The organism is Micromonospora sp. DT53 (assembly GCF_049841535.1).
Classification (GTDB): Bacteria; Actinomycetota; Actinomycetes; order Mycobacteriales; family Micromonosporaceae; genus Micromonospora.
Map to the genome: position 1 here is coordinate 43,492 of NZ_JBNCKM010000011.1, position 23,153 is coordinate 66,644.

Below are 23,153 nucleotides of genomic sequence, written 5' to 3' on the forward strand. Positions count from 1 at the left end.
GGTCTGCTGTGCGGTGCCAGTGATGGGGGAGAGGGACATGGCCTTCGGTGCTAACGTGCGCTCGGCCTTTCGCCGAGGCGAGACCGACGCCGTGGTGCGGATGAGCGAAGCCGAGATCGAGCGGGCCCAGGCGGCCGGTGACCCGGCCGGCGAGGTGGAGGCCCGGTACAGCCTGGCCCGGGTCGCGATCCGCGGCGGTGACCTGGCAGGCGGAGAGGTACGGGCCCGGGAGGCCCTCGCGGTGGCGCTGCGCTCCGGCGACCGGGCCCTGGAGGAACGGCCGAGGCACGTCCTCGCCGCCGTGGCGCGCATGTCCGGCGACCTGCTCCGCGCCCGGGACCTGTACCGGGAGAGCATCGCGCTCAACGAGGCGCTCGGCCACCCCGAGACGGTCAACTCCGAGTCCCACAACCTCGCGTTCTGTGAGCTGGGGTTGGGCAACCTCGACGTGGCGAGGACGCTGTTCGCCGAGAACCGCGAGCGGGTGTTCCGCAACGGCTGGGCCGACTTCGTGCCGTACGTCTGCGTCGCGGGCGCCGCGCTCGCGTCGGCCGAGGGAGACCAGCCGCGCGCGGCGCGGATGATCGGTGTCGCGGATGCCGCGTTCGCGGCGCTCGGCCAGGTACCGGACCCGGACGACGCGGCGGACCTCGCCAGGATGCGCGCCGCCGCGATCGAGGCGCTCGGCCAGACCGCCTTCGACGAGGAGTACGTCGTGGGCCAACTCCTCGAACCGAGGGCGGCCTTCGGCGCGCAGACGCCCTAGCCGGCCTCGGGTGAGGTGGAGGCTCGGGCCGCCGTGATGGTCCGTCCCCGCTCCGACTCGCCGAAGCGGTCGAGCATGGCGCGTACCTCGTCGGCGCTCACGTTGGCGCCGAACAACTCGCTGCCCGGTTCGAGTCGTACCCCCTCGGTCAGGGGTCCGGCGACGACCGGATCGAAGCCGAGCGCGTCCACCAGGGTCGCGACCTCGGTGAGGTCGGCGCTGCCGTCGCCGGCGATCGCGATGGCCTTGCGGCCGGTCGCCCCCGCCGGCCGGGCCTCGTCCTCCAGGTCGTGATAGCCCATGTGGTTGAACGCCTTCACGACACGCGAGTCGGACAGGAACGCCTGGACGAGCTCGCTCGACGAGGTACGCGGGTCGGTGAGGTCGTCGCGGATGCCGTCGATCTCCCACCAGTAGTTCATGGCGTCGACGACGAGTTTGCCGCGCAACGCCTCGGCGGGAACGCTGCGGTACTTGCCCAGGGGCAGAGCGAGGATGACGATGTCGGCGTCGGCCGCCGCGTCGGTCGCCGTGGTGGCCTCCGCGCCCGGGGCGAGGACCTCGACGGTGAGGGCGATCTTCGCCGGGTCGCCGGAGCCGGCGACCCGTACCCGGTAGCCGGCGGCGACGGCGAGCCGGGCGAGCACCGTGCCCACCTTGCCGGCCCCGAGGATGCCGAGGGTCGCCGGCCGGCTCCGGTCGTTGTCGTTCATGTCGTCCTTTCGCTGGAGAGTGCTGATCAGGCCAGCAGTTCGCGGACCATGGGGATCACCTTCGAGCCGTAGAGCTCCACGGCGCGCATGCGGGCGCTCACCGGTTGCGCTCCGGCCGAGTAGATGAGGTCGAACCGGCCGACGCCGAGGCTGCGGATCGCGCGGGCCATGCGGCGGGCCACCGTCTCCGGCGAACCGATGTAGAGGGAACCGTTCTCCACCTCGGAGTCGAACTCCTGCCGGCGGATCGGCGGCCAGCCCCGCAGTTTGCCGATCCGGTCGCGCATGATCCGGTAGTGCGGCCAGTAGATCTCCTTGGCCTGCTCGTCGGTGTCGGCGATGAAGCCCGGCGAGTGCATCCCGACCGGGTGTGCAGTCGTACCGAGCTGGTCGGCGGCCCGGCGGTACAGGTCGATGTAGGGCGCGAAACGCTCGGGGGCGCCGCCGATGATGGCGAGCATGAGCGGCAGCCCGTACGTGGCGGTGCGGACGACCGACTGCGGCGAGCCACCCACACCGACCCACGTGTCCAGGTGACCCGACTCGGTCTTCGGGAACACGTCGGCGTTCTCCAGTGGGGCACGCAGGGTGCCGTTCCAGGTGACCGGCTTCTCGTCCAGCAACTTCACGAACAGTTCGATCTTCTCTTCGAACAGCGTGTCGTAGTCGCGCAGGTCGTAACCGAAGAGCGGGAACGACTCGGTGAACGAGCCGCGACCGAGGATGACCTCGGCCCGGCCGTTCGACAGCGCGTCCACGGTGGCGAAACGCTGGAACACCCGCACCGGGTCGTCCGAACTCAGCACCGTCACGCCGGAGGCCAACCGGATCCGCGAGGTGCGGGTGGCGATTCCGGCCAGCACCGTCTCCGGCGTGGAGACCGAGTACTCCGGCCGGTGGTGCTCGCCCAGGGCGATGACGTCGACCCCGAGTTGGTCGGCGAGCACGGCCTCGTCGACGACCTGCCGGATCGCCGCAGCGTGGGAGACGAGCTTGCCGGCGTCGTCCTCCGGTACGTCGCCGAACGTGTCCAGGCCGAACAAGAGATCAGACATTTGTGGGCTCCTTCGCCAGCAGCTCCCGGACCCGCGGCGCGACCTCACTGCCCAGCAGTTCGATGGTGCGCGCGCGTGCCTCGCGGGGCAGGTGCATGATGTCGTACTTCAGGTCGAAGCGGCTCAGCCGCAGGTCGCGAGCGACTTTGGCGATCTTCTGCGCCACCGTCTCGGGTGAACCGACGAAGAGCGCCCCGTTGTCGATTTCGGCCTCGTAGCGCGCGCGGTCCGGTTTGTAGAAGCCGCGTTCGGCGGCCAGGGCCGCCACGACCGGCTGCCAGTATCGCCACCACGTCTCCACCGCCTCCTCGTCGGTGTCTGCGACAAGGCCGAGTGAGTGCTGCCCGATTGGCTGCAGGGTATGCCCGAATTGTTCCAGTGCCCTGGTGTAGAGGTCGACGTGGCCGGCGAAGCGCTGGGGGCGTCCGCCGATGATCGCGAGCAGGAGCGGAAGTCCGTGCCGGGCGGCGCGGATGACCGAGTTCGGGCTTCCTCCGACACCGATCCAGGTCGGGATGCCGCCCGGCTGCATCCGTGGGTGCAGGCGCTGCGCGGTCAGGGGGCTTCGCACCGTGCCGGACCAGGTGACCGGTTCGTCCTGCTGGAGCCGCAGGAAGAGGTCGAGTTTCTCCTCGAACAACCGCTCGTAGTCGGCCAGGTCGTAACCGAACAGCGGAAACGACTCGGTCGCCGACGCGCGTCCGAGGACCATCTGGGCGCGGCCGTCGGAGACGGCGTCGAGGGTGGAGAACTCGTGGTAGAGGCGCACCGGGTCGTTGGTGCTGAGCACGGTGACCGAGGTGCCGAGGCGAATTCGTTCGGTCGCCGTCGCGGCCGCCGCCAGCAACACGGGTGTCGCCGAGTCGTTGTGACCCTCGCGGTAGTGCTCACCGACGCTGAACACGTCGATTCCGGCCGACTCGGCGAGCCGTGCCTCGTCCACGAGCAGCCGTACGGTTTCGGCGTCGCTCAGGACCCGGTCGCCGTCGGTGGCGACCTCACCGAACGAGTTGAGCCCCAGCTCGAAGTCTGCAGCTGCCATCGTCTCCTCCTCGTGCAATCCGCCGGTGGCCTGCGGGAGCGGACCTACCGGTTGACGTGTCAATGATGCTAACTTGGCGATTGACACGTCAATTCCCGGGAGGGTGAGATGACGGAGGCCACAGGCGGCCGGCGGGGCGGACGCCAACTCCCGACCGCCGACGAGCTACGGATCTGGCGGGACTTCATCGAGACGACGGGAGTGCTCGGCTCCCGGCTCGAGTCCCGCCTGCAGAGCGACTCCTCGCTCTCGACGGGGGACTACGCCGTGCTCCTCGCCCTCAGCGAGGCGGAGGGGCAGGCGATGCGGTCGTCCGAACTCGCCGCGCACATCGGGTGGGAACGCAGCCGGCTCTCCCACCACCTCGGGCGGATGGAGCGCCGCGGCCTCATCCGCCGCCAGGAGTGCGCGACTGTTCCCCGGGGAGCGGAGGTGCTGCTCACGACGGCCGGCGCCGAGGCGTTCAAGGGAGCCACCTTTCCGCACCTGCGCGCCATCCGTGAGCTCTTCGTCGACGCCCTCACCCCGGATCAGATCGTCGCGGCGGGCGAGATCGCCGCAGCGCTGCGGGCGCAGCTCGACGTCCTGGGCAAGGACTGATCACCGGACGTCCCGGTCACCTGGCGAGCTGCCCGAGCACCGTGGTGTCGGTGATCGTGTCGTCGGCGGCCAGCATGAACGCCTTGGACAGAATCGTCGACAACATGGGGTCGTCGTCGAAGGGCAGGTGCAGTCGGCCCGTGCGGTCGCGTGCCGCGACGATGCAGAGATAGGCGTCGTCGGGCTCCATCATGATGTTGCCGGACCCGAGGTGGATCCGATAACCGCGGATGGTGCCGCGCACGTGCAGGTACCGCTCGGACAGACGCACCCGATCGGCGATGTTCGTGCGTGGCAGCAGCCGAGCCAACGCGTCCTTACGCACCTGCGCCGACGGGGTCAGCTCCGCGATGGCCGTGCGGTGCCAGTAGGCGTGGAAGCGGTCCTCGCCGCGATCGGCCCACTGCGGGTCACTGGCGATCGAGGTGACGCCGACGAACAGGTCCACGTCCCGCATGGCCTCGCTGAACACCAGCGGTGGCACGTCGACGACCGCCGTCGGTTGCCAGGTCGCGCCGTCGCGGCGGGCGAAGCGAACCTGGTCGGTGGAGCAGAACTCGACGTCGTAGCGGCGTTCATCCGTGTTGGCGACCAGTTGGTGGTGGAACGACGCCCGCCACGTGCCACCGCCGAAGGGCTTGGTGGCTTCGCTCTCGTAGCCGCCGTCCCAGGTGCCGAGGTATCCGGCCTGCCAGCCCCGGGCGCGGATGAGCGCGTTCGCCTGTCGGTAGCGCAGGATGTGGGCGGCGAACCGGTTGGAGTAGGTGTGCGTCCGCTCCTCGGCGGGCGTGAGCAGATAGACCTCTCGGAAGGCCTGCTTGAACGGCTGCGCCAGGCCGGTGGCGAGGACGTGCTCCCGCCAGGCGAGAACCTCGTTCGTCGTCGCGCGGACGGGATGCCAGAGCCGGACCTGGTCTCCGGAGACGGCCCGACCCTCCAGATCGACGATCGTCCAACCGTCGCTGTCGCGTCGCGGCAGGCCCGCCGTCCACCGGTGGCCGTCGGCGCTGGTCTCCCACACCAACCGCCGCCCGTAGGTCGCGGTGACCGGGTGCTCGAGATATCGGGCCGACCAGTCCGAGTACGACCAGGTGCGCTCCTCGGACAGCAGCCCCTCCACCCGCTGACGCTCGCCGGCCAACGTCGCGCCAACGCGCTTGGCGAGGTCACGGAGTTGCTGGAGTTCGTCACCGTACGCCTGCTTCACCGCGGCCGGAACGCCCTTGAGCGGGACGGCGTCACGAGCGAAGGTCAGGCGCGCCTTCTCGCCGATCACCTCGACCGCCGCCTCGTACGGCCCGACCCGTGTGCGCAGTCGACCGTCGGGGGCGAGCCCGTGGTCGTCGACGGCGAGCTCCATCACCTCGTTGAGCGACCACCCGCGCAGCGCCGCGAGGTTGGCCAGCGCGCTCTGGACCCGGCTCTGCACCGCCTTGTTTCGAACCGTGACCGCCAGCCTCGCCAGCGTGCGTACCGGCGCCTCGCCGCCGCGTCCCGCGAGCAGCTGAATGGCCGCCACCGCCGTCCTCTGGGCATGCGGGAAGCCCGGCGCCTGTCGCGGCGCCGCCGCCGCGGCGGCGGTGACACGCGCCAACAGGTCCGTCGGCCGCTCGTCCGGCTGGCGCGACAACGCCCAGACCAGGCCGCGGAGGAGGCGGTCGGTGTCGTCGTGCAGGCGTCGGCCGTAGACGGCGAATGTCTCCAGGATCGACTGCACGGCCGAGTTGCCGCCCGGCGTGGTGGCGAGAAGGTCGTCGACGCGGCGCTGCCACTTCGCTGGTGCCGTCGGCTTCTCCAACGAGACGCAGTGCGCCAGCAACTCCGGCACGCCCGGCGCGGCGAGGACGACACCCAGCTCGGCGCGGACGAGCGGCCCGAACCCGTCTCCGTCGTGGAGCAGCCAGGACGGCACGCTCCGGCCGGTGGCGCGATCGAGGCCCGCACCGATCAGCAGGACGGCGCGTCGTCGAGGCTCCGCCGCGACGAAATGGTCACCGACCAGTTCGCTGAGGAGGGCGTCGAGGGCCGGCACCAGGTCGGCCAACTCGGCCGGCGTCAGACGCGCGGCGACCACGGCCGGTAGCTCCAGGTGCGCCCCGTTGTCGTAGGACTCTCCGCGCGCGCAGACCTCCAGGCACCAGACGAGATCTTCCCGGGTCCAGGGCAGGTCGCCGTCGGCGAGGCTCCGCACCACGTCGTTGAGCGCGGTGGGAGTCGAACTGGTCGCCGACTCCAGGTGCATGGCCAGGGCGGCACTGCGGCGCAGCTCGACGGGCCACGTCTCGACCGCGCTCCACTCGGGCACGTTGGTCACCGAGAACCGCCAGTGGTACGTGCCGGCGGCGTGCAGGACGGCCCTGATGCGAGCGTCGGCGTCGGCGAGACCGACCTCCACCCGCTGTCGGTCCACGTCGGTCAGACTGGGGAGCAGTGTCGCCCAGCCGGCCATGTCAGCCACCCACCAGCGGGACCAGCCGTACGAACGCCACGTCCGGGTCGGCAAGCAGGTCGATCTCCTCGTCGAGGTCCTCGATCTGGTGGTGCCCGACCAGCAGCAGGAAGCCGTTGCGGGTGAAGGCCCTACAGGCGGCATCCGCCTGCTGCTCCCAGTCGAGCCGCCGGCCCGGGGTGACCCGGTAGCCGTTCAGGGTGGCCTCCGTGTCGGTTGGCTGAACCAACCCCCGGAAGTGCTCGGACTGCTGGGCGTTGAACCGGGCGACCTCCTCGCGGACCCGCAGCCGCACCAGCTCCCGAGCGGAGATGCGCTCCGGCAGCCCGGTCAACGGCCAGTGGTCGATGGACTTCCCTGTCGCTGTCTCGTCCCGAACGATCGCCGTGGCCATGCCGCCATGCTCCTTGCTGTGAGGTGAGCGCGATCATGGCATGGACGTCCGACGCGATGGAGTAGCGCCGCAGCTGCTCGACCGGACCTTCGTCCCGCCGCACCGTCCACTGGCCGCCTCGGCGCACGTGAACGGCCTTCTGACCTGCGGTTTTGTCGGATCCGAGCAGTGGCGCTCGGGCCCCACGAGTGGTACGACTGACGCATCGGACCGCGTGTGCGAGCTCAACAGGAGGTGGCGGATGCGTCTCATGAACACCAGGCCCCGGCGGCCCCTCCACCTGACGACGTCGACGGTCCAACCCGAGGGCGGGACCAGAGCCGCGTTCTCGTGGACGAGAGATCGGCGGTGACAAGCCATGAGAACGCGGAGGAGATGGCGGCTGCGTACGCCCGCGGTCTGGACGCGGGCCGGATCGAGCAGCGGCTGCACGGGCATGACGAGCACCTGCGAAGGATCAACGGCTCGATCGACTCGATGACACAGGCGCTCACGTATCTGACCGAGGAGTTACGTGCCAATGCCGCGCTGTTCAGCGCCAACGCGACCGAAGGCCGCCGTGACGCCACTGAGCGGGACAGGATCGCGGCGGCCCGGGTGGAGGAGGCGGGCATCGCCGAGTCCCAGAGGACGGTGCGGTGGACGGTATGGCAGCGCGTGTTCGCGGTCGTCGGCGCGATCGTGCTGGTCGTGAACTTCGGCCTCGGGCTCTACCTCGCGTTCGGTCCTTGACCTGGGGTTGGGGAGTCACCATCGGGTCTCGGCTCCAGCACCACCACAGTGGTTTCGGACGATCGCCGGGCCGCGTGGGCGTCGAAGTTCTTGTCGGCCTCGCGCCAGCGTGGCCACAGTCGCGACCGCTCGTCGCCGGTGGCGGCGCGACCGCGGACCAGCCGTCGCCCGTCGACCATCTCGACGGACGCGTCGGGGTGGGCCCGCAGGTTGAGCCACCAGGCCGGAGCGCCCTCGCCCCAGCCGTTCATCGCCACCGCGGCCAGGTTCGGGCCGTCCTCGAAGTACGCGATGATGACACTGCGCTGCTGACCGGTGCGGCGACCGATCGTGGTCAGCCGTAACGTGCCCCAGCGGTTCTCGCGCGGTCGCCACAGCCCGACCCGGCTGGCGGTGACCCGGTACAGGCCCCGATGCACGAACCAGGCCGTCCGGATGAACCACCGCGGCGGAAGCCACGGCGCTTTCGTCTCCTGACCATCCGACATGACGACCTCCTCCACCGAGCACCGCTGATGGCCCGACAGGCTGCCGCGTTCGGCCGGTGGCCGCCACTGTGGACCGAGATCCCAAGTCTCCCGGTACGAGCGCGGCCAGCGTCCCGCTGTCCATGATCTGACCATGGATCGATCCGATCGGTGCGGGCCCCGCGGGGCGGCAGCTGGGTGAGCTACCGCTGCCAGGCGTCGATGGTGTCTACGCCGTCCCGCACGACCCGATCCAGGATGGCCGGGTTGCCGCTGGTGCCCTCCCACCCCTGGTCGTTGAAGACCGTCACCGCGCTGTCGACGCGGGCCACGGCGATCTGGCTGGACGCGGTGTCGCCGGTGCGTTCGCCGTTCAGGCTCGTCTCGGGCCAGGTCCGGGTCAACAGCACCGCCTCGTCGCCGACGCCGGGCAGGGCCTTGCTCTTGACCGTGACACGGCCCCCCGACTGGTCGTACGAGGGGCAGGCCTGCACGGCGGCGCGGAGACGACTCAGGTAACCCGAGGCGCCGTCGCCGTCGAAGGTGAAGATGGTCTGGTGGATCATCCCCTGCGGCACGTTGCTGGAGGGCGCGCCGGCCGTCTGGTAGGTGACTGTCATCGCGGCGCTCGCGGTGACCTGCCGGCCGCCGGTGCCGAACTCGTTGGCGCACAGCTTCGGCAGGGCGTCCTCGACGGCTGTCGTCCGTCGAGGAGACTTCCGCAGCTCGGCGGGCAGCTCGACGAAGGCGGAGGTCGGGATGGTCACCCGGGTGCTCGCGCTCGGGGATGGTGGGTCCGTGGGGAGCGCCGACGCCGTCGCGGTGGCCGGCGCGGTCGTCGTCGGGGTGGAGTCGGGCGTGTCCTCGGTGGCGGTGCAGGCAGCGCCCAGTGCCATGGTCGCCAGCAGCGGGAGCAGCCCGAGCGCGCGTCGCGTGCGGGCCGCTGGCAGTGGTGCGTATCGGCTCATCTTCACCCCTTGTGTATCCCGAGGCAGTTCCCCGTGCCGGGCCGGCCAAAACGACCAGCGGCGCCTCGGAGATCGCCCGGACCACGGGAATGGATGTGCCGTCGCACCGGCCGGGCCGCTATCATGCCCGCATGACCAGCGTAAGCGCTCCGTGCACCACCGGACTGTCGTGTGACGTCCAGGTCGGTGCGGAGCGACGCCGGCGATCCGTCGCCCGCCCGCGCTGACGTGTTTCCTGCGACCGGCGGATCGAGCCGCCGGTCGTTCGCTGGTCGTCCTCGGTCCGCCCGCATCTCCCCGTCAACGGCTCGCGTGACAGCGCGGGTCCGAGCGAGATCGGCGTACTCATGGATCTTGAAAAGTTGTTGTCCGACCGGCTGGCGCCGGCGTTCGCGACGGTGGCCGGCGGCCCGGTCGACCCGCTCGTGCGGCGGTCTCCGCGTGCCGACTTCCAGTCCGACGCGGCCCTGGCGCTGGCCCGGCGGCTCGGCCGCCCACCCCGGGACATCGCCGCCGCGGTCTTGGCGCACGCGGTGCTCGACGACGTCGGCGTGTCGGCGGAGGTCTCCGGGCCGGGTTTCCTCAACCTGACGGTCACCGACCGCACCCTGGCCGACCTGGTCGCCGGGCTGGCGGGCGACGCCCGGCTCGGCGTGCCGGCGACGGTGACGCCGCAGACAGTTGTGGTCGACTATTCGGCGCCCAACGTGGCGAAGGAGATGCATGTCGGGCATCTCCGCTCCACAGTCATCGGCGACGCGGCGGTGCGGCTGCTGGACTGGCTGGGGCACCGGGTCGTGCGGGTCAACCACCTGGGTGACTGGGGGACACCGTTCGGCATGCTGATCGAGCATCTGGTCGACCTCGGTGAGGCCGAAGCCGCGCAGAACCTGTCGATGGGGGACCTGGACACCTTCTACCGGGAGGCCCGGGCGAAGTTCGACGCGGACGAGGCGTTCCAGGAACGGTCGCGGCTGCGGGTGGTCGCGTTGCAGGGCGGCGACGAGCGGACCCGGCGGTTGTGGCGGCTGCTGGTGACGCAGTCCGAGCGGTACTTCCTGACCGTGTACGACCTGCTCGACGTCACGTTGTCCGCTGACGACTTCCGGGGCGAGAGCGCCTACAACGATCTTCTCGCGGGCGTCGTCGACGACCTGGACCGGCTGGGGCTGCTGCTGCCCAGCGGTGGGGCCGAGTGCGTGTTTCCGCAGGGATTCACCGGCCGGGACGGCGAGCCGTTGCCGCTGATCGTGCGCAAGAGCGACGGTGGGTACGGCTATCCGGCCACCGACCTGGCCGCGCTGCGGCAGCGCGTCGGGGAGTTGGGCGCGACCCGGCTGCTGTACGTCGTGGGCCTACCGCAGCGGCAACACTTCGCGATGGTGTTCGCCGTTGCCCAGGCGGCCGGTTGGCTCCACCCGCCGGCGCACGCCGAGCATCTGGGCTTCGGGTCCATCCTCGGCACCGACGGGCGGATGCTGCGCAGCCGGGCCGGTGCGTCGGTGAAGCTGGTCGGCCTGCTGGAAGAGGCGGTCGCCCGCGCCACCGAGCTGGCCCGGAGCAGGAACCCGGAACTGGACGCCGCGGCCGCCGACGAGATCGGCCGCGCGGTGGGCATCGGCGCGATCAAGTACGCCGACCTGGCCGTCGACCGGACCAAGGACTACGTCCTGGACTGGGAGCGGATGCTGGCGCTGGACGGCAACACCGCGCCCTACCTGCAGTACGCGTACGCCCGCATCCGGTCGGTGCTGCGGCGGGCCGGGACCGCCGCGCGGCCGGACGCGACAATCGTGTTGACGCAGCCGGCGGAGCGGGCGCTCGCGGTCGAGCTGCTCGGCTTCGCCGGGGTGGTCGGCGAGGTGGAGCGGAGTCTCGAGTTCCATCAGCTCGCCGGCTACCTGCACCGACTCGCGACCGCGTTCAACGCGTTCTACGAGCGGTGCCCGGTGTTGCGCGCTGCGGACGAGCTGCGGCAGAGCCGGCTGCTGCTGGCCGAGCTGACCGCCCGGACCCTGCGGCAGGGGCTGCACCTGCTCGGCATCCGCACACTGGAGCGGATGTGACGAGGCAGCCTCCCGGCCCGGTCAGCGGGCCCTCTTCGTCGCCCGCTTTCGGGGCGGCGTCAACAGGTCGGCGATCTGCGCGATCGCGGCCGGCACCAGGCGGTAGTACGCCCAGACGCCGCGCTTGTCGCGTTCGAGTAGGCCGGCCTCGGTGAGGATCCGAAGGTGATGACTCACCGTCGGCTGGGAGAGATTGAGCGCCGAGGTGAGGTCACTCACGGACGCCTCACCTTCCGGCGCGGACTGGATCAGGCTGAGCAACCGGAGTCGCGCCGGATCGGCGAAGGCCTTGAGCACCCCCGCTAGCCGCTCGGCATCGGCCCGCTTGATGGGATCGCCGGTGAGCGGCGAGATCGCAGGCATGGCAGTTTTCGCAGTTCCCACGCCTGCCATAGTGACACCAACACCATCAATAAACCGGCAGAACCGGCACCAGTCCTCCGATGGCGTCCGGATGGCGGAACGGATCCACCGAACGTGAGTCGAACGTCGACGTCCGTGGTGGCACACGGGGCCGTGTGGAGCTTCGGGAAGCTCCACACGGCCCTACGCCGAAAAGGTACGTCAGCGGCGGGGTTTGGGTGCGATGCGGGGCAGGACGTACGGCGGCCCAGCGAAGATCAGGTCGGACTTCAACTCCTGGTAGGCCCGCTTGGGCTGGTAGTTCTCGTCGTAGATGGTGGCCAGCCCCTCCGGCGGGTCGTCGAACCAGCCCGGCACCCATGAATGGTTGTCACTGAAACCCCAGACCGTGTACGACAGGCAGCTGCGCACGGCGAGGCACGCCTTCATCAGCACGCTGAAGTTGGCGGCCGAGGCCTGCAGCCGGGGGTTGATCTCCTCCGAGTTGCCCGCCTGGACACCCTCGGTCAGCCGACTGCGGACGTCGACCTCGGTGAACGCGGTCGCGACGCCGAGCCCGTCGAACTTCTTCAGCGCGGCCGTCACCTGCAGGGTGTCGAAGTTGCCGTACTGGGTGCCCAGGTGCCCCTGGGAGCCGACGCCGTCGATCGGCACACCCTGGGCGCGCAGGCTCCTGGTCATGTCGTACACGAACTGGGTCTTGTCGTCCGCCGGGTTGCCGGAGCCGAACGCCTCGATGTTGTAGTCGTTGTAGAACAGCAGGGCCTTGGGGTCGGCGGCCCGCGCCCAGCGGAATGCGTCGGCGATGTAGCCGGGCCCGAGGTTCTGCGCCCAGAAGCCCTTGTAGTGCAGGGTCGACGGGGTGTCCCACGGGTCGCTCACCGCCTCGTTGACCACGTCCCACTGCCAGATCTTGCCCTTGTAGCGGTTGACGACAGTGGTGATGTGCTTGTGCAGCAGCTCGCGCAACTCCTGCTTGCTGATGGAGCCGTCGGCGACGCCGCTTGTCAACCAGGCGGGCAGCTGGCTGTGCCAGACCAGCACGTGGCCGCGCACGCTCTGCCGGTTGCGCTTGGCGAACTCGACGAACTGGTCGGCGGGCGCCCAGTTGTAGGTGCCGCGGGTGGGCTCCAGGCTCTCCCATTTCATCGCGTTCTCGGCGGTGACCGAGGCGAACTCGGAGGAGGCCAGCTCGCGGTACCGCGGGTCGCTGGCGTCGTTGAGGGCATCCATGCTCACCGCGGTGCCGACGTGCAGGCCGTGGCGCAGGCCGAGGGTGGCGAGGCTCTGGGCTGCGGGGTCGTACGGCCGGCTCGCGGTGGCCGGCACGGTGTTCAGGGTCGCGACGGTCGCGACGGCGACCAGGCCGACGGTCGACCACTGTCTCAACTTCATGGGCCTTCCCTTCCAGACGATCAATAGACAGATGTCGATCTAGGAGGTGAGGGTCCGGCGTTGACCGGACGGAGACGCAAAGCTGGGTTGGGTGACGCCGATAGTTCCGGCCGGAAACCGGAAACCCGCTCGAAACGTTAAGCCGATCTATGTCTGGGCGTCAACGCTGAAAACTTCCGGAAATTCATCACATGACCTGCCCGGCCCTGAGCGGCCGACGGTCGAAACTTTCGGCGGCTGCGGACCAGCGGGCGCGCGCTGCGGCGGCCCGACACGTTCGGCCGGTGACGTCATCGCGGCGCACGCCGCAGGCATCGTCGACGCGATGGCCGACGATGCCTGCCCCAGCGGAAGACCGGTCAGCGCAGACCGGCGAAGAGGTCGTCCTCGGGGGTCGGCGCGCCGGTCCGGTCCCGGACCCGGAGGAAGGTCTCCACGCCCATCAGCTCGGTGAACCGCTCCTGGCCCAGTTGCAGGAAGAAGATGTTCTCGGTCTGACTGGCGTGCGTGGCCAACGCGTCGAACTTCTGCGCGCCGTACTTGCTCGTGTCCACCCAGGTGGTGATCTCGTCGTCGGGAAGGCCGAGCTGCGGCCCCGGCTCCGTCGCCGCGTCCGGCTCGGCCCACTCGACGCCGAGCTCCTTCATGATCCGACCGAACTGCTCGAACGCCGTACGCGGCACAGTGGTCCAGTAGACCTTCGCCGGGACGTCGGTCTGCTCGACGGCGGCCATGGTGATCCGGTGGGCCTGGATGTGGTCCGGGTGGCCGTAGAAACCGTTCTCGTCGTACGTGACGATCACGTCCGGCTGGTACCGGCGAATCAGCTCCGCGAGCCGGGCCGCCGCGTCCGCCACCGGCGTCGTCCAGAACGCGCCGGGCAGGTCGTTGGTCGGCCAGCCCATCATTCCGGAGTCGGCGTAGCCGAGGGTCTCCAGGTGGGTGACGTTCAGAGTCGCGCAGCTGGCCTCCAGCTCGGCCTGGCGCATCGCCACGACGGCGGCCGGGTCGTGCCCCTCCTCGCCCGGCTTGACCCCGCCCGGGCCATCCCCGCATCGCCCGTCGGTGCAGGTCACGAGCACGGTCGTGACCCCCTCGGCGGCATAGCGGGCAAGAACGCCGCCGGTGCTCGTCGCCTCGTCGTCGGGGTGGGCGTGCACCGCCATCAGGGTCAGAGGTCGCTCAGCCATGACATCACCCTACGGTCATCCGGCCACGACCCCACGACCTCCACCCGGAACGTGTGCGGAAGCGCGGATCCTACCCAGTCCGGTGACCGCTGAGCGGTCCTTGTCCGAACGGTGATCGGGCCCCCGGCAGCTCGCTAGATTCAGCCGTGGCCAGCACGTCCGAGCGGGTCCCGAGCGCAGGGAGAAGTCGATGGCAATGGCCGCTGCCGGGTTCACCGACCTGCGACAGGTCGAGGCCGGAGTCCTGAACGTCGGATACGTGGACGCCGGGCCGCCCGACGGGGACCCGGTGATCCTCCTGCACGGGTGGCCCTACGACATCCACAGCTTCGCCGACGTCGTACCGCTGCTCACCGCCGCCGGTCACCGGGTCGTCGTCCCGTACCTGCGGGGCTACGGCACGACGACGTTCCTCTCCGACGACACCATGCGAAACGGCGAACCGGCGGCCATGGGCCTCGATCTCATCGCCCTGATGGACGCCCTGAAGATCGACACCGCGAAGCTCGCCGGGTTCGACTGGGGCGCGCGGACCGCCGACGTCGTCGCCGCGCTGTGGCCCGAACGCTGCCGAGGGTTGGTCTCGGTGAGCGGCTACCTGATCGACGGCCAGAAATCGGGCACGGTGCCGCTGCCGCCGAAGGCGGAGCTGGCCTGGTGGTACCAGTACTACTTCGCCACCGAGCGCGGCCGGGAAGGGTACGACAAGAACCGGCGCGACTTCGCCAAGCTGATCTGGCACACCGCGTCGCCCAGGTGGACGTTCGACGACGCGACGTTCGACCGCAGCGCGGCGGCGTTCGACAACCCCGACCACGTCGACATCGTCGTCCACAACTACCGCTGGCGGCTCGCCCTCACCGACGGTGAGCCGCAGTACGACGAGATCGAGAAGCGCCTGGCCGCGAAGCCGAAGATCACGGTGCCCAGCATCTCCCTGGAGGGAGATGCCAACGGCGCGCCGCACCTGGAGCCCACCGTCTACGGCAAGCAGTTCGCCGGCCGGTACGAGCACCGGACCGTCGGCGGCGGCGTCGGGCACAACCTGCCGCAGGAGGCGCCGCAGGCCTTCGCGGACGCGGTCCTGGAGGTCTGAGGTCCCTAGCCCTCCGGCCGCCGGGGCGTCGGACGTTCCACCCGCACCGGATCGCCGCGAACCAGCCCGTCGTGGATGCGCCACCGGGCGGTGGTGACGGCCCGCCGCGCTGCCTCGTCGCCGTGCTCGATGCGCTGCCGCAGCAGGTCCAGGGCGATCCCGCGGTTGAGACTGAACTGCCGCTCCTCGTCCACCACGACCACCAGGCCCGAGGGGCGGTGCGTTGCGCGTACCGCCGTGCTGGCCTTGTTCCGGTGCTGACCACCCGGCCCGCCGGTGCGGCAGGCGACGATGTCGACGTCCGTCTCGCGGAACGTCGTCGGCCGAGCGTCGCGTTCCGGCGGCTGGGCGGTGACGTACCAGTTCTTGCGGCCGATGCCCGACCGGTACGGGCTGGGGGCCTGCCAGCACAGCGTCCCGGTCCACGAGGCCGCGAAGGCCTCGGCGTCCACACCGGAGATCCGGATCAGCACCGACCGGTAGGTGCCGGTGCGGTCACCTGGCACCGCCTGAACCTGCTGGATCGTCAGACCTCGGCGGGCGGCCTCGCCGCGCAGACGGCGCAGCAGCTGACTCACTGCCCAGGCGCACTCCTGCGGCCCACGCCCGGCCGACAGCAGCAGGGACGCGTTCACGACCGGCCTCGCCGGCCGCGGTGGCCCCGCCGGTCCGCTCGCGCGGCCGACCCGAGATCGGGCGTCTTGTAGGTGACCAGGGGAGCCGTGCTGACCACAGGCGTGGCCAGGTGGTGCTCGACCAGGTCGGCGATCACCTGCTCGATGCGCTTGTACGCCGTGGGCGCCTCCTCGAAGAGCAGCTGCCGGTCGCCGCACACCACGAGCGACCCCAGCGGGGTACGGCGAAGCTCCTCGACCGTGTGCTTGGCCCGACCCCGTCGCAGCGCGTCGGCGCGGGACATCTTGCGGCCAGCGCCATGGGCCACGGAGTGGTTGGCGTCCGGCCCGGAATGCGCGGCCACCAGGTAGGACGCCGTTCCCCGGGTGCCGGCGACCAGGACGTCGCGACCGTCGCCCGGCGCCGCGCCCTTGCGGTGCAGGTAGACCCCGTCCCGGACCTCGACCAGGTTGTGGCACTGGTCGACGATCGGCGCGGTGGGCTCGGCCCCCAACGCGTACGCCACCCGCGCGGCCAGCACCCGGCGGTTGAGCGATCCCCAGCGCACGGCCTCGTCGTGCATGCCCAGGTAGGCGGCGGGGTCGGGAGCCGCCCCGGCGCCGTGGACCTCGGTGTGCGCCCGCAGGATCCGCTCGCCCAGACCACGGGAACCGCTGTGCACGATGAGCACGAGATCGCCCGCGTCGAGCCCGAGCCGACCCGCGTGAGCCACGTCGAGGATGGTGTCGACGCGGGCCAGCTCCACGAAGTGGTTGCCCCGGCCCACCGTGCCGAGACCGTCCAGGTGGCCCGCAGGAACGTCACCGTCCACGGCGGCCCAGGCGGGGTCGTCGGCGTCGCGTACCGGGTCGAGCGCCTGGTCGAGGTCGGGGAACCGGGTGGCGAGCCGTTCCGGTACGGCACGCTTGAGCTTGATCGGAAACACGGCGATGCCGCAGCCGATGTCGGAGCCCACCAGGAACGGGTACAGCACGGTCGACGCCATGGCCGCGCCGATGGGCGCGCCCTTGCCGGGATGCAGATCCGGCATCGCGGCGACGTGCAGCATGCCGTCCAGGGCGGCGACCTGTTGGCACTGCGCGAGCGCTTCGGACTCGATCCAGCTCGCGGGAGAGGCGAACACCGTGACGGTGGCCGAGGCGGACGGGGGCAGGGGCTCCCGAGGGAGATGGTGCTGGGACAAGGAGGCTCACTTTTCGCTGCGAACGTGGGAACGGACGGCGTCACGGCCCCCGGGAGGCAGCACCGGTGGCGCGGAGCAGAAGGTGGTGTCCGTCAGTACGTCATGGACGACACTCTGGCCGAGGCGCGTCGGGCACGACAACCGATTTTCGTTCGCGACGTACGCTGCCGCGATGAGCGCACCGCGTCGCATCCTGGTCTACGGGGTGTACGGCTCCGGCAAGTCCACCCTCGCGGCGCGGCTGGCCGAACACCTCGGGTTGCCCTGGTATCCGGTGGACGATCTGCTCTGGCAACCGGGCTGGGTCGAGGTGCCGGTCGCTCAGCAGCGCAGCCGGATCGAGGAGATCTGCCGACGGGACCGCTGGATCATCGACGGGGCATACCACGGTTGGCGGGACGTCCCGATGGCCCGCGCCGACCTGGTCGTCGGCCTGGACTATCCACGATGGCGCTCGTTCGGACGGTTGCTCCGCCGCACCGTCCGCCGGGTGGTCACGGGCGAGGTGATCTGCAACGGCAACCGTGAGTCGCTGGGCAGCGTACTGTCCCCGGACTCGATTCTGGTGTGGCACGTCACCGCGTTCGGCCGGGCCCGACGACGGATGCGGGCCTGGCAGGCCGATCCGTCCGCGCCGCCGGTGGTGTTACTGCGTTCCCCGGCGGACCTGGACGTCTGGCTGACCGGGCTGACCCGCCGGTGAAACCGTCGTCGGCCCGCCCCGGGTGGGAGCGGGCCGACGACTCGCGTGGCCCGGCCGGCAGTTCGCCGACCGGGCCGCCGATCAGGACTCCTGGCGTCGACGCCGTGCCAGGAAGAACGCGAATGCGCCCAGCACAACCAGCACGCTTCCGACACCGGTCATGGCCGGGACCACACCACCGCCGCCGGTCACCGGCAGGATGGGGTGCTTGCCGCCATCAGGCGCGCCGGGCCTACCGGGCGCTCCGGCGGGTCCGGACGGACCAGGCGCGCCGGGGCTACCAGGTGCTCCCGGACTACCAGGTGCTCCCGGACTACCAGGTGCGCCGGGGCTACCTGGCGCTCCCGGGCTACCAGGGGCTCCAGGTGCGCCGGGTGCGCCAGGGCTGCCGGGCGCTCCGGGGCTGCCGGGCGCTCCGGGGCTGCCGGGCGCTCCGGGGCCGCCAGGGCTACCGGGTGCTCCCGGGCTACCAGGGGCGCCGGGGCTGCCGGGCGGACCGGACGGTCCGGGCGGGCCGGTGGGTCCGGGCGGTCCCGTGGGTCCGGCGCAGATCGGTGCGGTGATGGTGTTGGTGTCCAGGGTGACGGCCTCGGTACGCGCCAGCGCCCGGCCCTGGAGGGTCGCGCCGGTGGCCATCGTGATCGCCGCCTGGGCCATGATGGTGCCCACGAAGGTGGTGTCCGTGCCGATTGTCGCCGAGCTGCCGATCTTCCAGAACACGTTGCAGGCCGAAGCCCCGTTGGTCAGGACGACGCTGCTGTTCGACGCCGTCGTCAGCGAGGAGTCGACCTGGAAGATGAACACGGCCGACGGATCGCCCTGGCCGTTGAGCGTCAACGCGTTGGTCAGCTGGGCGGCCCCGATCCGGTAGACCCCGGCGTTGAGCGTGTTGCCGCCGAGTTCCGCCGGGAGGTTGGTGAACGGGGTCCGGCCTGCGGCGTCGTTGAAGGCGATGGTCAGGTCGCTCTGGGCTTGGAGCGCGACCGCGTCACCGAGGTGCACCTCGCCACCGATGGTTGCCGTCCCGAACCCGGACGCGGTGCTTCCGGGGAACCGCCCGAGGCTCTGGGCCAGGAAGCTGGGGCCGGTGTTGGTGGGCTCCGCTCCGGCCAGGACGGAGGAGTTGGCCGCCGTTCCCAGGTTGACAGGGGCGTCCGCGGCGTTGGCGGCGGTCGAACTGAAGAGCAGCAGGCTGGCTGCCACAGTGGCGGCGGCGCCGGCCGCGAGCGTCGGTAGGACCACCCGCCGCCGTAGCCAGTGTTTGGGTTGAGCTGTCGCAGAACACCCTCCGTGGGTACTACTCGCAGGAGACGTCCAGCGAGTGGCGTCCTGCGTGATACGGCCTGTATGGCGCCGATAAGCGCGCTGACCACCACATCACGACGGGTATTCAAATGAGGGCAAATTGGGACAATCGGCTAAGTTCGACTATCTGAACTGGACTGATCTTCGCGTTCGTGTTCGCCGCTTTCGCGAAAGCGTCCGTGTGCGCGCCCAGGGCGGCCGACCAGATCTCGGCCTACTCCCGGCTCGCCGGGACCGGCCCGATGGCGCGGCCGAGGACGCAGGGGGAGGAGGGACTGTTGCTGGTGACCGGGAACCGGAACCTGCGCAACTCCGCCACCTCGAAGCCGGCCGCTGCGATGGCGGCGACGGTGTCGCGGTTGGTGTGGCAGCCGGCAAACAGCTTCGGCCACAGTGTGGCGTCGACGAGTCGTTGGGCGCGGTGCAGGCCGGTGCCCTCCTCGGCGGCCACGTGCTCGAAGAACCGCACCTGGCCTCCGGGGCGCAGCACCCGGCTGATCTCGGCCAACGCGCTCGCCTGATCGGGCACGGTACACAACACCAACGCGAGCACGGCCGCGTCGAACTCGCCGTCCCCGGCGGGCAGCGCCTGGGCCAGACCGTCCACGACGGTGACCGGGACCGGCGCGTCCGACGCGGCGCGCTCGGCAGCGGCGCGCAGGCGCCGCTCCGGTTCGACCGCGAGGACCTGGGTCACCTCCGGCGGATAGTGGGAGAACATCCGCCCGTTGCCCGCACCGATCTCGATCACCCGGCCGGACAGACCGGCGACCAGGTCGCGTCGGAACGCCGCCGTGCCGGCGCGGTCCATTGCGACGCTGAGTCGCTCGTACACCCGGGCGAACACCGGATGCGACACCGTGGCCACGGCGACCTCCTGATCTTGATGGAACGGTTCTCCGGCGATTGTCCTGCATCCGCGCACGCTTTCCGTCTTACTGATTGGCAGCACGATCCAACCAAGTGCAGACAGGACGTGGTTCGACCATGAAGATCGTCGTCATCGGGGGCAGCGGCCTCATCGGTTCCAAGCTGGTGGACCGCCTCGGCGCCCAGGGCCACGAGGCCGTGCCGGCATCGCCGAAGACCGGCGTGAACACCCTGACCGGCGAGGGCGTGGCCGATGTGCTCACCGGCGCCGAGGTCGTCGTCGACGTGTCGAACTCGCCGTCGTTCGAGGAGGCCGCCGTGCTGGAGTTCTTCGAGACATCCACCCGGACGCTCCTCGCCGCCGCGTCGGACGCCGGGGTGCGGCACTACGTGGCGCTCTCCATCGTGGGGTGCGACCGGATCCCGGACAGCGGGTACATGCGCGCGAAGGTCGCCCAGGAGAAGCTCATCGTCGCGTCCGGACTCCCGTACTCGGTGGTGCACGCCACCCAGTTCTTCGAGTTCCTCCAGGGCATCATCGACGCCGCCACGGACGGTGACACCGTGCACCTCGCGCCGGTGCTCATCCAGCCGATGGCCGCGGACGACGTCGCGGCCGCGGTGGCCGAGGTCGTGCTCAGCGCGCCGACGAACGCCGTGGTAGAGGTCGCTGGTCCGGAACAGTTCCGCCTCGACGAGCTGGGTCGCTCCCTCCTCGCCGACCAGCAGGACCGTCGCTCGGTGGTGGCCGACCCCGACGCTCGGTACTTCGGCGCCAGGCTGGGCGAACGCTCACTCGTCCCCGCCGACGACGCCCGCATTGCCGGCACCAGCCTGGACGACTGGCGTACGCGGGCGAGCCGGGGACGGTGAGCGGGCGGGCTACCTCGGCGTCCCGGGCGGGTCGGCCCGCCCACCGAGACGTCGCACCAACTCCGGTACCACCTCGGTGAACGGCTCGTCGGACTCGCCCGGCCAGTGACCGTGGATGGGTGGGGCGACGCTGTCCCCGGGGGGCGTCACCACGTCACGCGGATCACGCTGTCGGCGATCCACTCCGCTGGCCGGATCGTCGGTGGTGGCCGGCGCGGGTGACGGCTGCGGCGAGAAGATCCAGCCACCGATGGGGTCGGTGTCGCGCCACAGGTTCACCCAGCGCCAACCCACCCGACGGCCGATCTCGCGCAGTGCCGCGTCGTCGACGTAGGCGGGGAAGAGTCGGGCGTAGAGGCGGCGTAGCGGTGATCCATGGGTGAGCAGGGCGACCCGGTCGCTGATCCGCGGCGGCAACTGGAGCACGGTGGCGGCGAGCAGGACCGAGCCGTGGCTGTGCCCGGTGAGCAGCACCATGTCGCCGCGTTCGACGAGATAGGTGATTCGGCGGACCAGTTCCGGCACCGCCCGCTCGGCGTAGCAGGGCGGCGCGAACGGGTGGGCGGCCCGGGGCCAGAACGTGCCCAGGTCCCAGAGCACACCGATGTGCCGGCGGTACGACTCGGTCCGGTACGCGAAGATGCCGCCGATGATCAGTCCGAGGATGATCGCCGCGATCACCCAGCTGGCGAACACGATCGCGAACGTGATCGCCGCCGCCGGCAATCCGATGCTCCGCTCGATGACGTTGCCCGGGAACTGCTCGAGCAGGCCGATCGTGGTGGTGGCCGTGCCGAGTCCGGCGAGGCAGCCGTAGAGCACTGCCAACGGCACCAGTTTCTCGGTGAAACGAGCCCGGGCCATTGCGTCCCGAACCTGCCGCAGCCGGGGCCCTGCCTCGGCCGGCGGGTTCGGAAAGTCGCGCGCGACGATCGCCGCGGCGGCCCGCCGTCGACCGCGACGGGTGATCAGGATGACGAGGCCGGCGACGATCGCGGTGATCAGCACCGCGCGGAAGAAGCCGTAGATCGCCCAGACGTAGGCCCGGGGCGGGCCGGCGGCGATGCCCGCCTCGGTCGACACGTCGCGATCCAGGAAGTCCGCCAGCCGGCCGACCAGTTCGGCCGAGTACGCCACCGCCATGCTGATCCCGGTGGCGGCGACAACGAGAGCGCCCAGCCCGAACAGCGGGGTGGCGCCGCGCTCGCGGGGCAGGAGCAGCACCACGCCCAGCGCGGTCAGCAGCGTCGTCTGGGCCACGAACAGACCGGTAAGCGTCGAGTCGTAGCCGGGGAGTTCCCGCTCCTCAGGCCAGGGTTGCGAGCTGGTCAGCACGTGTGCCACGACGACGACGGTCAGGATGACGGCAGCGGTGCGGAGGGTGCGGGTGACCCGGTCGAGCCGTTTGTCGCCGGCGGCCCGGTCGATCAGGGGCGGCGTGCAGAGCAGCCCCACGCAGCCGGTCAGGATCACCCCCGTGATCACCGCCAGCGCGATCGTGGCCGCCGAGGCGCCACTCGCGCCGCGGGCCAGCAGCAGGACGAGGTCCAGCGTCGCGAAGGCAGCGGCGACGTGGATGGCGCGCAACCGGCCCACCAGCGGCTCGGCGTCCCACTGACCGACGGTGCCGAGTCGGGACGCGGAGACGTCCTGATCGGGTGCGCGAAACGCCTCGAACGTCCGCTCCGGCCGGCAGCTGACCCGCCAGATCAGGCCGATCGCGGCGGCCGGGACCACCGCGAGCACCGCCAGCCGCTGTCCGATCGGCCGTCCGCCCAACCAGGACAACCAACTGCGTCCGGCCAGGCAGTCCGTCGAGGCCAGGCACTTCCAACCGACGAGGTCCAGGGCGACGCCCGCGATGGCGAGCACGTACAACACGGTGAGCGTGAGCGCCAGCACCCGGCACAGCGACTTGACCGTCGCCTCGGAGCCGGGGTTCGCCGGGCGCATCCAGATCGCGACGTTGACCAGCATGAAGGGGAGCAGGAAGACCACCGCCAGGGTGCGGGCCACGGTCCCGGAGGGCAGGTCACCCCAGCGGTACGCCTCCAGCGTCACCCCGTGCACGCCGGTGTCCGAGCGCCGGGGGCGCGGCCGGTAGAACCCGCCACTACGGTCGCCGGCGACCTGCCCGGTCTGTTGCAGGTCCAGCACCTGTGCGGCACTCGCGCCGGAGACCCCGTGCACCCGTAGCTCCACGACCTCACCGGAGCTGTCCGGCCCGCTCAACCGCGCTGACCCATCCGACGTCCCCCCGAGGCGTCTCGCAGCCCTCGTCCCGCGA

At 70.8% G+C, this 23,153-nt stretch carries 22 protein-coding genes; 7 read left to right on the forward strand and 15 right to left on the reverse strand.

The features are described 5' to 3' along the window. The first annotated feature begins 37 nt into the window (after window positions 1–37). Window positions 38–766 (forward strand): tetratricopeptide repeat protein, encoded by a 729-nt coding sequence (locus tag ACLQ3B_RS28670; protein WP_425783815.1) that lies wholly within the window; start codon window positions 38–40, stop codon window positions 764–766. Here ACLQ3B_RS28670 and ACLQ3B_RS28675 read toward each other — a convergent pair. The 3 genes from ACLQ3B_RS28675 to ACLQ3B_RS28685 are packed head-to-tail and all read right to left on the reverse strand — an operon-like array spanning window position 763 to window position 3,576. Beyond that, on the reverse strand, window positions 763–1,479 hold the full coding sequence (locus ACLQ3B_RS28675) for an NADPH-dependent F420 reductase (RefSeq protein ID WP_425783816.1): 717 nt from the start codon (window positions 1,477–1,479) through the stop codon (window positions 763–765). The two genes, ACLQ3B_RS28670 and ACLQ3B_RS28675, sit on opposite strands and share 4 nt — an antisense overlap. A gap of 26 nt (window positions 1,480–1,505) precedes the next feature. Beyond that, the gene (locus ACLQ3B_RS28680; RefSeq protein ID WP_425783817.1) at window positions 1,506–2,534 is read right to left on the reverse strand and encodes an LLM class flavin-dependent oxidoreductase; all 1,029 of its coding nucleotides are present in this window, start codon (window positions 2,532–2,534) and stop codon (window positions 1,506–1,508) included. Further along, the gene (locus tag ACLQ3B_RS28685; RefSeq protein WP_425783818.1) at window positions 2,527–3,576 is read right to left on the reverse strand and encodes an LLM class flavin-dependent oxidoreductase; all 1,050 of its coding nucleotides are present in this window, start codon (window positions 3,574–3,576) and stop codon (window positions 2,527–2,529) included. Before ACLQ3B_RS28685 ends, ACLQ3B_RS28680 begins: the two co-directional genes overlap by 8 nt. Before the next feature lie 108 nt (window positions 3,577–3,684). Between ACLQ3B_RS28685 and ACLQ3B_RS28690 the strand changes: the two genes are divergently transcribed. Beyond that, window positions 3,685–4,176 carry a MarR family winged helix-turn-helix transcriptional regulator gene (locus ACLQ3B_RS28690; protein WP_425783819.1) on the forward strand — a complete coding sequence of 164 codons (492 nt, stop codon included), beginning with the start codon at window positions 3,685–3,687 and terminating at the stop codon, window positions 4,174–4,176. Window positions 4,177–4,192: 16 nt separating this feature from the next. Here the strand turns inward: ACLQ3B_RS28690 and ACLQ3B_RS28695 are convergent, their stop codons facing one another. Then, complete coding sequence (locus ACLQ3B_RS28695) at window positions 4,193–6,625, reverse strand: DUF4132 domain-containing protein (RefSeq protein ID WP_425783820.1); 2,433 nt, start codon at window positions 6,623–6,625, stop codon at window positions 4,193–4,195. Between the two features lies 1 nt (window position 6,626). Then, on the reverse strand, window positions 6,627–7,019 hold the full coding sequence (locus ACLQ3B_RS28700; protein WP_425783821.1) for a hypothetical protein: 393 nt from the start codon (window positions 7,017–7,019) through the stop codon (window positions 6,627–6,629). A gap of 348 nt (window positions 7,020–7,367) precedes the next feature. Here ACLQ3B_RS28700 and ACLQ3B_RS28705 point away from each other — a divergent pair, with 348 nt between their 5' ends. Next, window positions 7,368–7,751, forward strand: coding sequence for a hypothetical protein (locus ACLQ3B_RS28705; protein WP_425783822.1), 384 nt, complete (start codon window positions 7,368–7,370; stop codon window positions 7,749–7,751). On the opposite strand, the gene ACLQ3B_RS28710 is transcribed toward ACLQ3B_RS28705, so the two are convergent. Both ACLQ3B_RS28710 and ACLQ3B_RS28715 read right to left on the reverse strand, forming a co-directional pair. Beyond that, window positions 7,730–8,239, reverse strand: coding sequence for a nitroreductase/quinone reductase family protein (locus ACLQ3B_RS28710; protein ID WP_425783823.1), 510 nt, complete (start codon window positions 8,237–8,239; stop codon window positions 7,730–7,732). The genes ACLQ3B_RS28705 and ACLQ3B_RS28710 overlap by 22 nt on opposite strands. 182 nt (window positions 8,240–8,421) lie before the next feature. Then, window positions 8,422–9,186 (reverse strand): hypothetical protein, encoded by a 765-nt coding sequence (locus ACLQ3B_RS28715; RefSeq protein WP_425783824.1) that lies wholly within the window; start codon window positions 9,184–9,186, stop codon window positions 8,422–8,424. Between the two features lie 347 nt (window positions 9,187–9,533). On the opposite strand from ACLQ3B_RS28715, the gene argS reads away from it, so the two are divergent. After that, window positions 9,534–11,252: an arginine--tRNA ligase gene (gene argS / locus ACLQ3B_RS28720; protein ID WP_425783825.1), complete on the forward strand. Its 1,719-nt coding sequence runs from the start codon at window positions 9,534–9,536 to the stop codon at window positions 11,250–11,252. Window positions 11,253–11,273: 21 nt separating this feature from the next. Here argS and ACLQ3B_RS28725 read toward each other — a convergent pair whose 3' ends face one another. From ACLQ3B_RS28725 to ACLQ3B_RS28735, 3 genes are all read right to left on the reverse strand, one after another. Further along, a complete protein-coding gene (locus ACLQ3B_RS28725) occupies window positions 11,274–11,615 on the reverse strand; it encodes an ArsR/SmtB family transcription factor (protein WP_030333934.1) in 342 nt (113 codons plus the stop codon). Between the two features lie 201 nt (window positions 11,616–11,816). Then, the gene (locus ACLQ3B_RS28730) at window positions 11,817–13,010 is read right to left on the reverse strand and encodes an endo-1,4-beta-xylanase (RefSeq protein ID WP_425783826.1); all 1,194 of its coding nucleotides are present in this window, start codon (window positions 13,008–13,010) and stop codon (window positions 11,817–11,819) included. A 359-nt stretch (window positions 13,011–13,369) separates the two neighbouring features. Continuing rightward, window positions 13,370–14,200, reverse strand: coding sequence for a PIG-L family deacetylase (locus ACLQ3B_RS28735; protein ID WP_425783827.1), 831 nt, complete (start codon window positions 14,198–14,200; stop codon window positions 13,370–13,372). A gap of 190 nt (window positions 14,201–14,390) precedes the next feature. Between ACLQ3B_RS28735 and ACLQ3B_RS28740 the strand changes: the two genes are divergently transcribed. After that, entirely contained in the window at window positions 14,391–15,296 is a 906-nt protein-coding gene (locus ACLQ3B_RS28740) for an alpha/beta fold hydrolase (protein WP_425783828.1), read from the forward strand. A 5-nt stretch (window positions 15,297–15,301) separates the two neighbouring features. Here the strand turns inward: ACLQ3B_RS28740 and prfH are convergent, their stop codons facing one another. After that, window positions 15,302–15,931: a peptide chain release factor H gene (gene prfH / locus ACLQ3B_RS28745; RefSeq protein ID WP_425783829.1), complete on the reverse strand. Its 630-nt coding sequence runs from the start codon at window positions 15,929–15,931 to the stop codon at window positions 15,302–15,304. Beyond that, window positions 15,928–17,115, reverse strand: a complete 1,188-nt coding sequence (locus ACLQ3B_RS28750) for an RNA ligase RtcB family protein (protein ID WP_425783830.1) — start codon at window positions 17,113–17,115, stop codon at window positions 15,928–15,930. Before ACLQ3B_RS28750 ends, prfH begins: the two co-directional genes overlap by 4 nt. Before the next feature lie 172 nt (window positions 17,116–17,287). Between ACLQ3B_RS28750 and ACLQ3B_RS28755 the strand changes: the two genes are divergently transcribed. Then, complete coding sequence (locus ACLQ3B_RS28755; RefSeq protein ID WP_425783831.1) at window positions 17,288–17,818, forward strand: adenylate kinase; 531 nt, start codon at window positions 17,288–17,290, stop codon at window positions 17,816–17,818. Between the two features lie 81 nt (window positions 17,819–17,899). Here ACLQ3B_RS28755 and ACLQ3B_RS28760 read toward each other — a convergent pair whose 3' ends face one another. Together ACLQ3B_RS28760 and ACLQ3B_RS28765 are read right to left on the reverse strand one after the other, a co-directional pair. Further along, window positions 17,900–19,060, reverse strand: coding sequence for an ice-binding family protein (locus ACLQ3B_RS28760; RefSeq protein WP_425783832.1), 1,161 nt, complete (start codon window positions 19,058–19,060; stop codon window positions 17,900–17,902). Between the two features lie 277 nt (window positions 19,061–19,337). Continuing rightward, window positions 19,338–19,991 carry a methyltransferase domain-containing protein gene (locus ACLQ3B_RS28765; RefSeq protein ID WP_425783833.1) on the reverse strand — a complete coding sequence of 218 codons (654 nt, stop codon included), beginning with the start codon at window positions 19,989–19,991 and terminating at the stop codon, window positions 19,338–19,340. A gap of 119 nt (window positions 19,992–20,110) precedes the next feature. Here ACLQ3B_RS28765 and ACLQ3B_RS28770 point away from each other — a divergent pair, with 119 nt between their 5' ends. Continuing rightward, window positions 20,111–20,866: an SDR family oxidoreductase gene (locus tag ACLQ3B_RS28770; RefSeq protein ID WP_425783834.1), complete on the forward strand. Its 756-nt coding sequence runs from the start codon at window positions 20,111–20,113 to the stop codon at window positions 20,864–20,866. Between the two features lie 9 nt (window positions 20,867–20,875). Here the strand turns inward: ACLQ3B_RS28770 and ACLQ3B_RS28775 are convergent, their stop codons facing one another. After that, a complete protein-coding gene (locus tag ACLQ3B_RS28775; RefSeq protein ID WP_425783835.1) occupies window positions 20,876–23,098 on the reverse strand; it encodes a hypothetical protein in 2,223 nt (740 codons plus the stop codon). Window positions 23,099–23,153 lie beyond the last annotated feature (55 nt).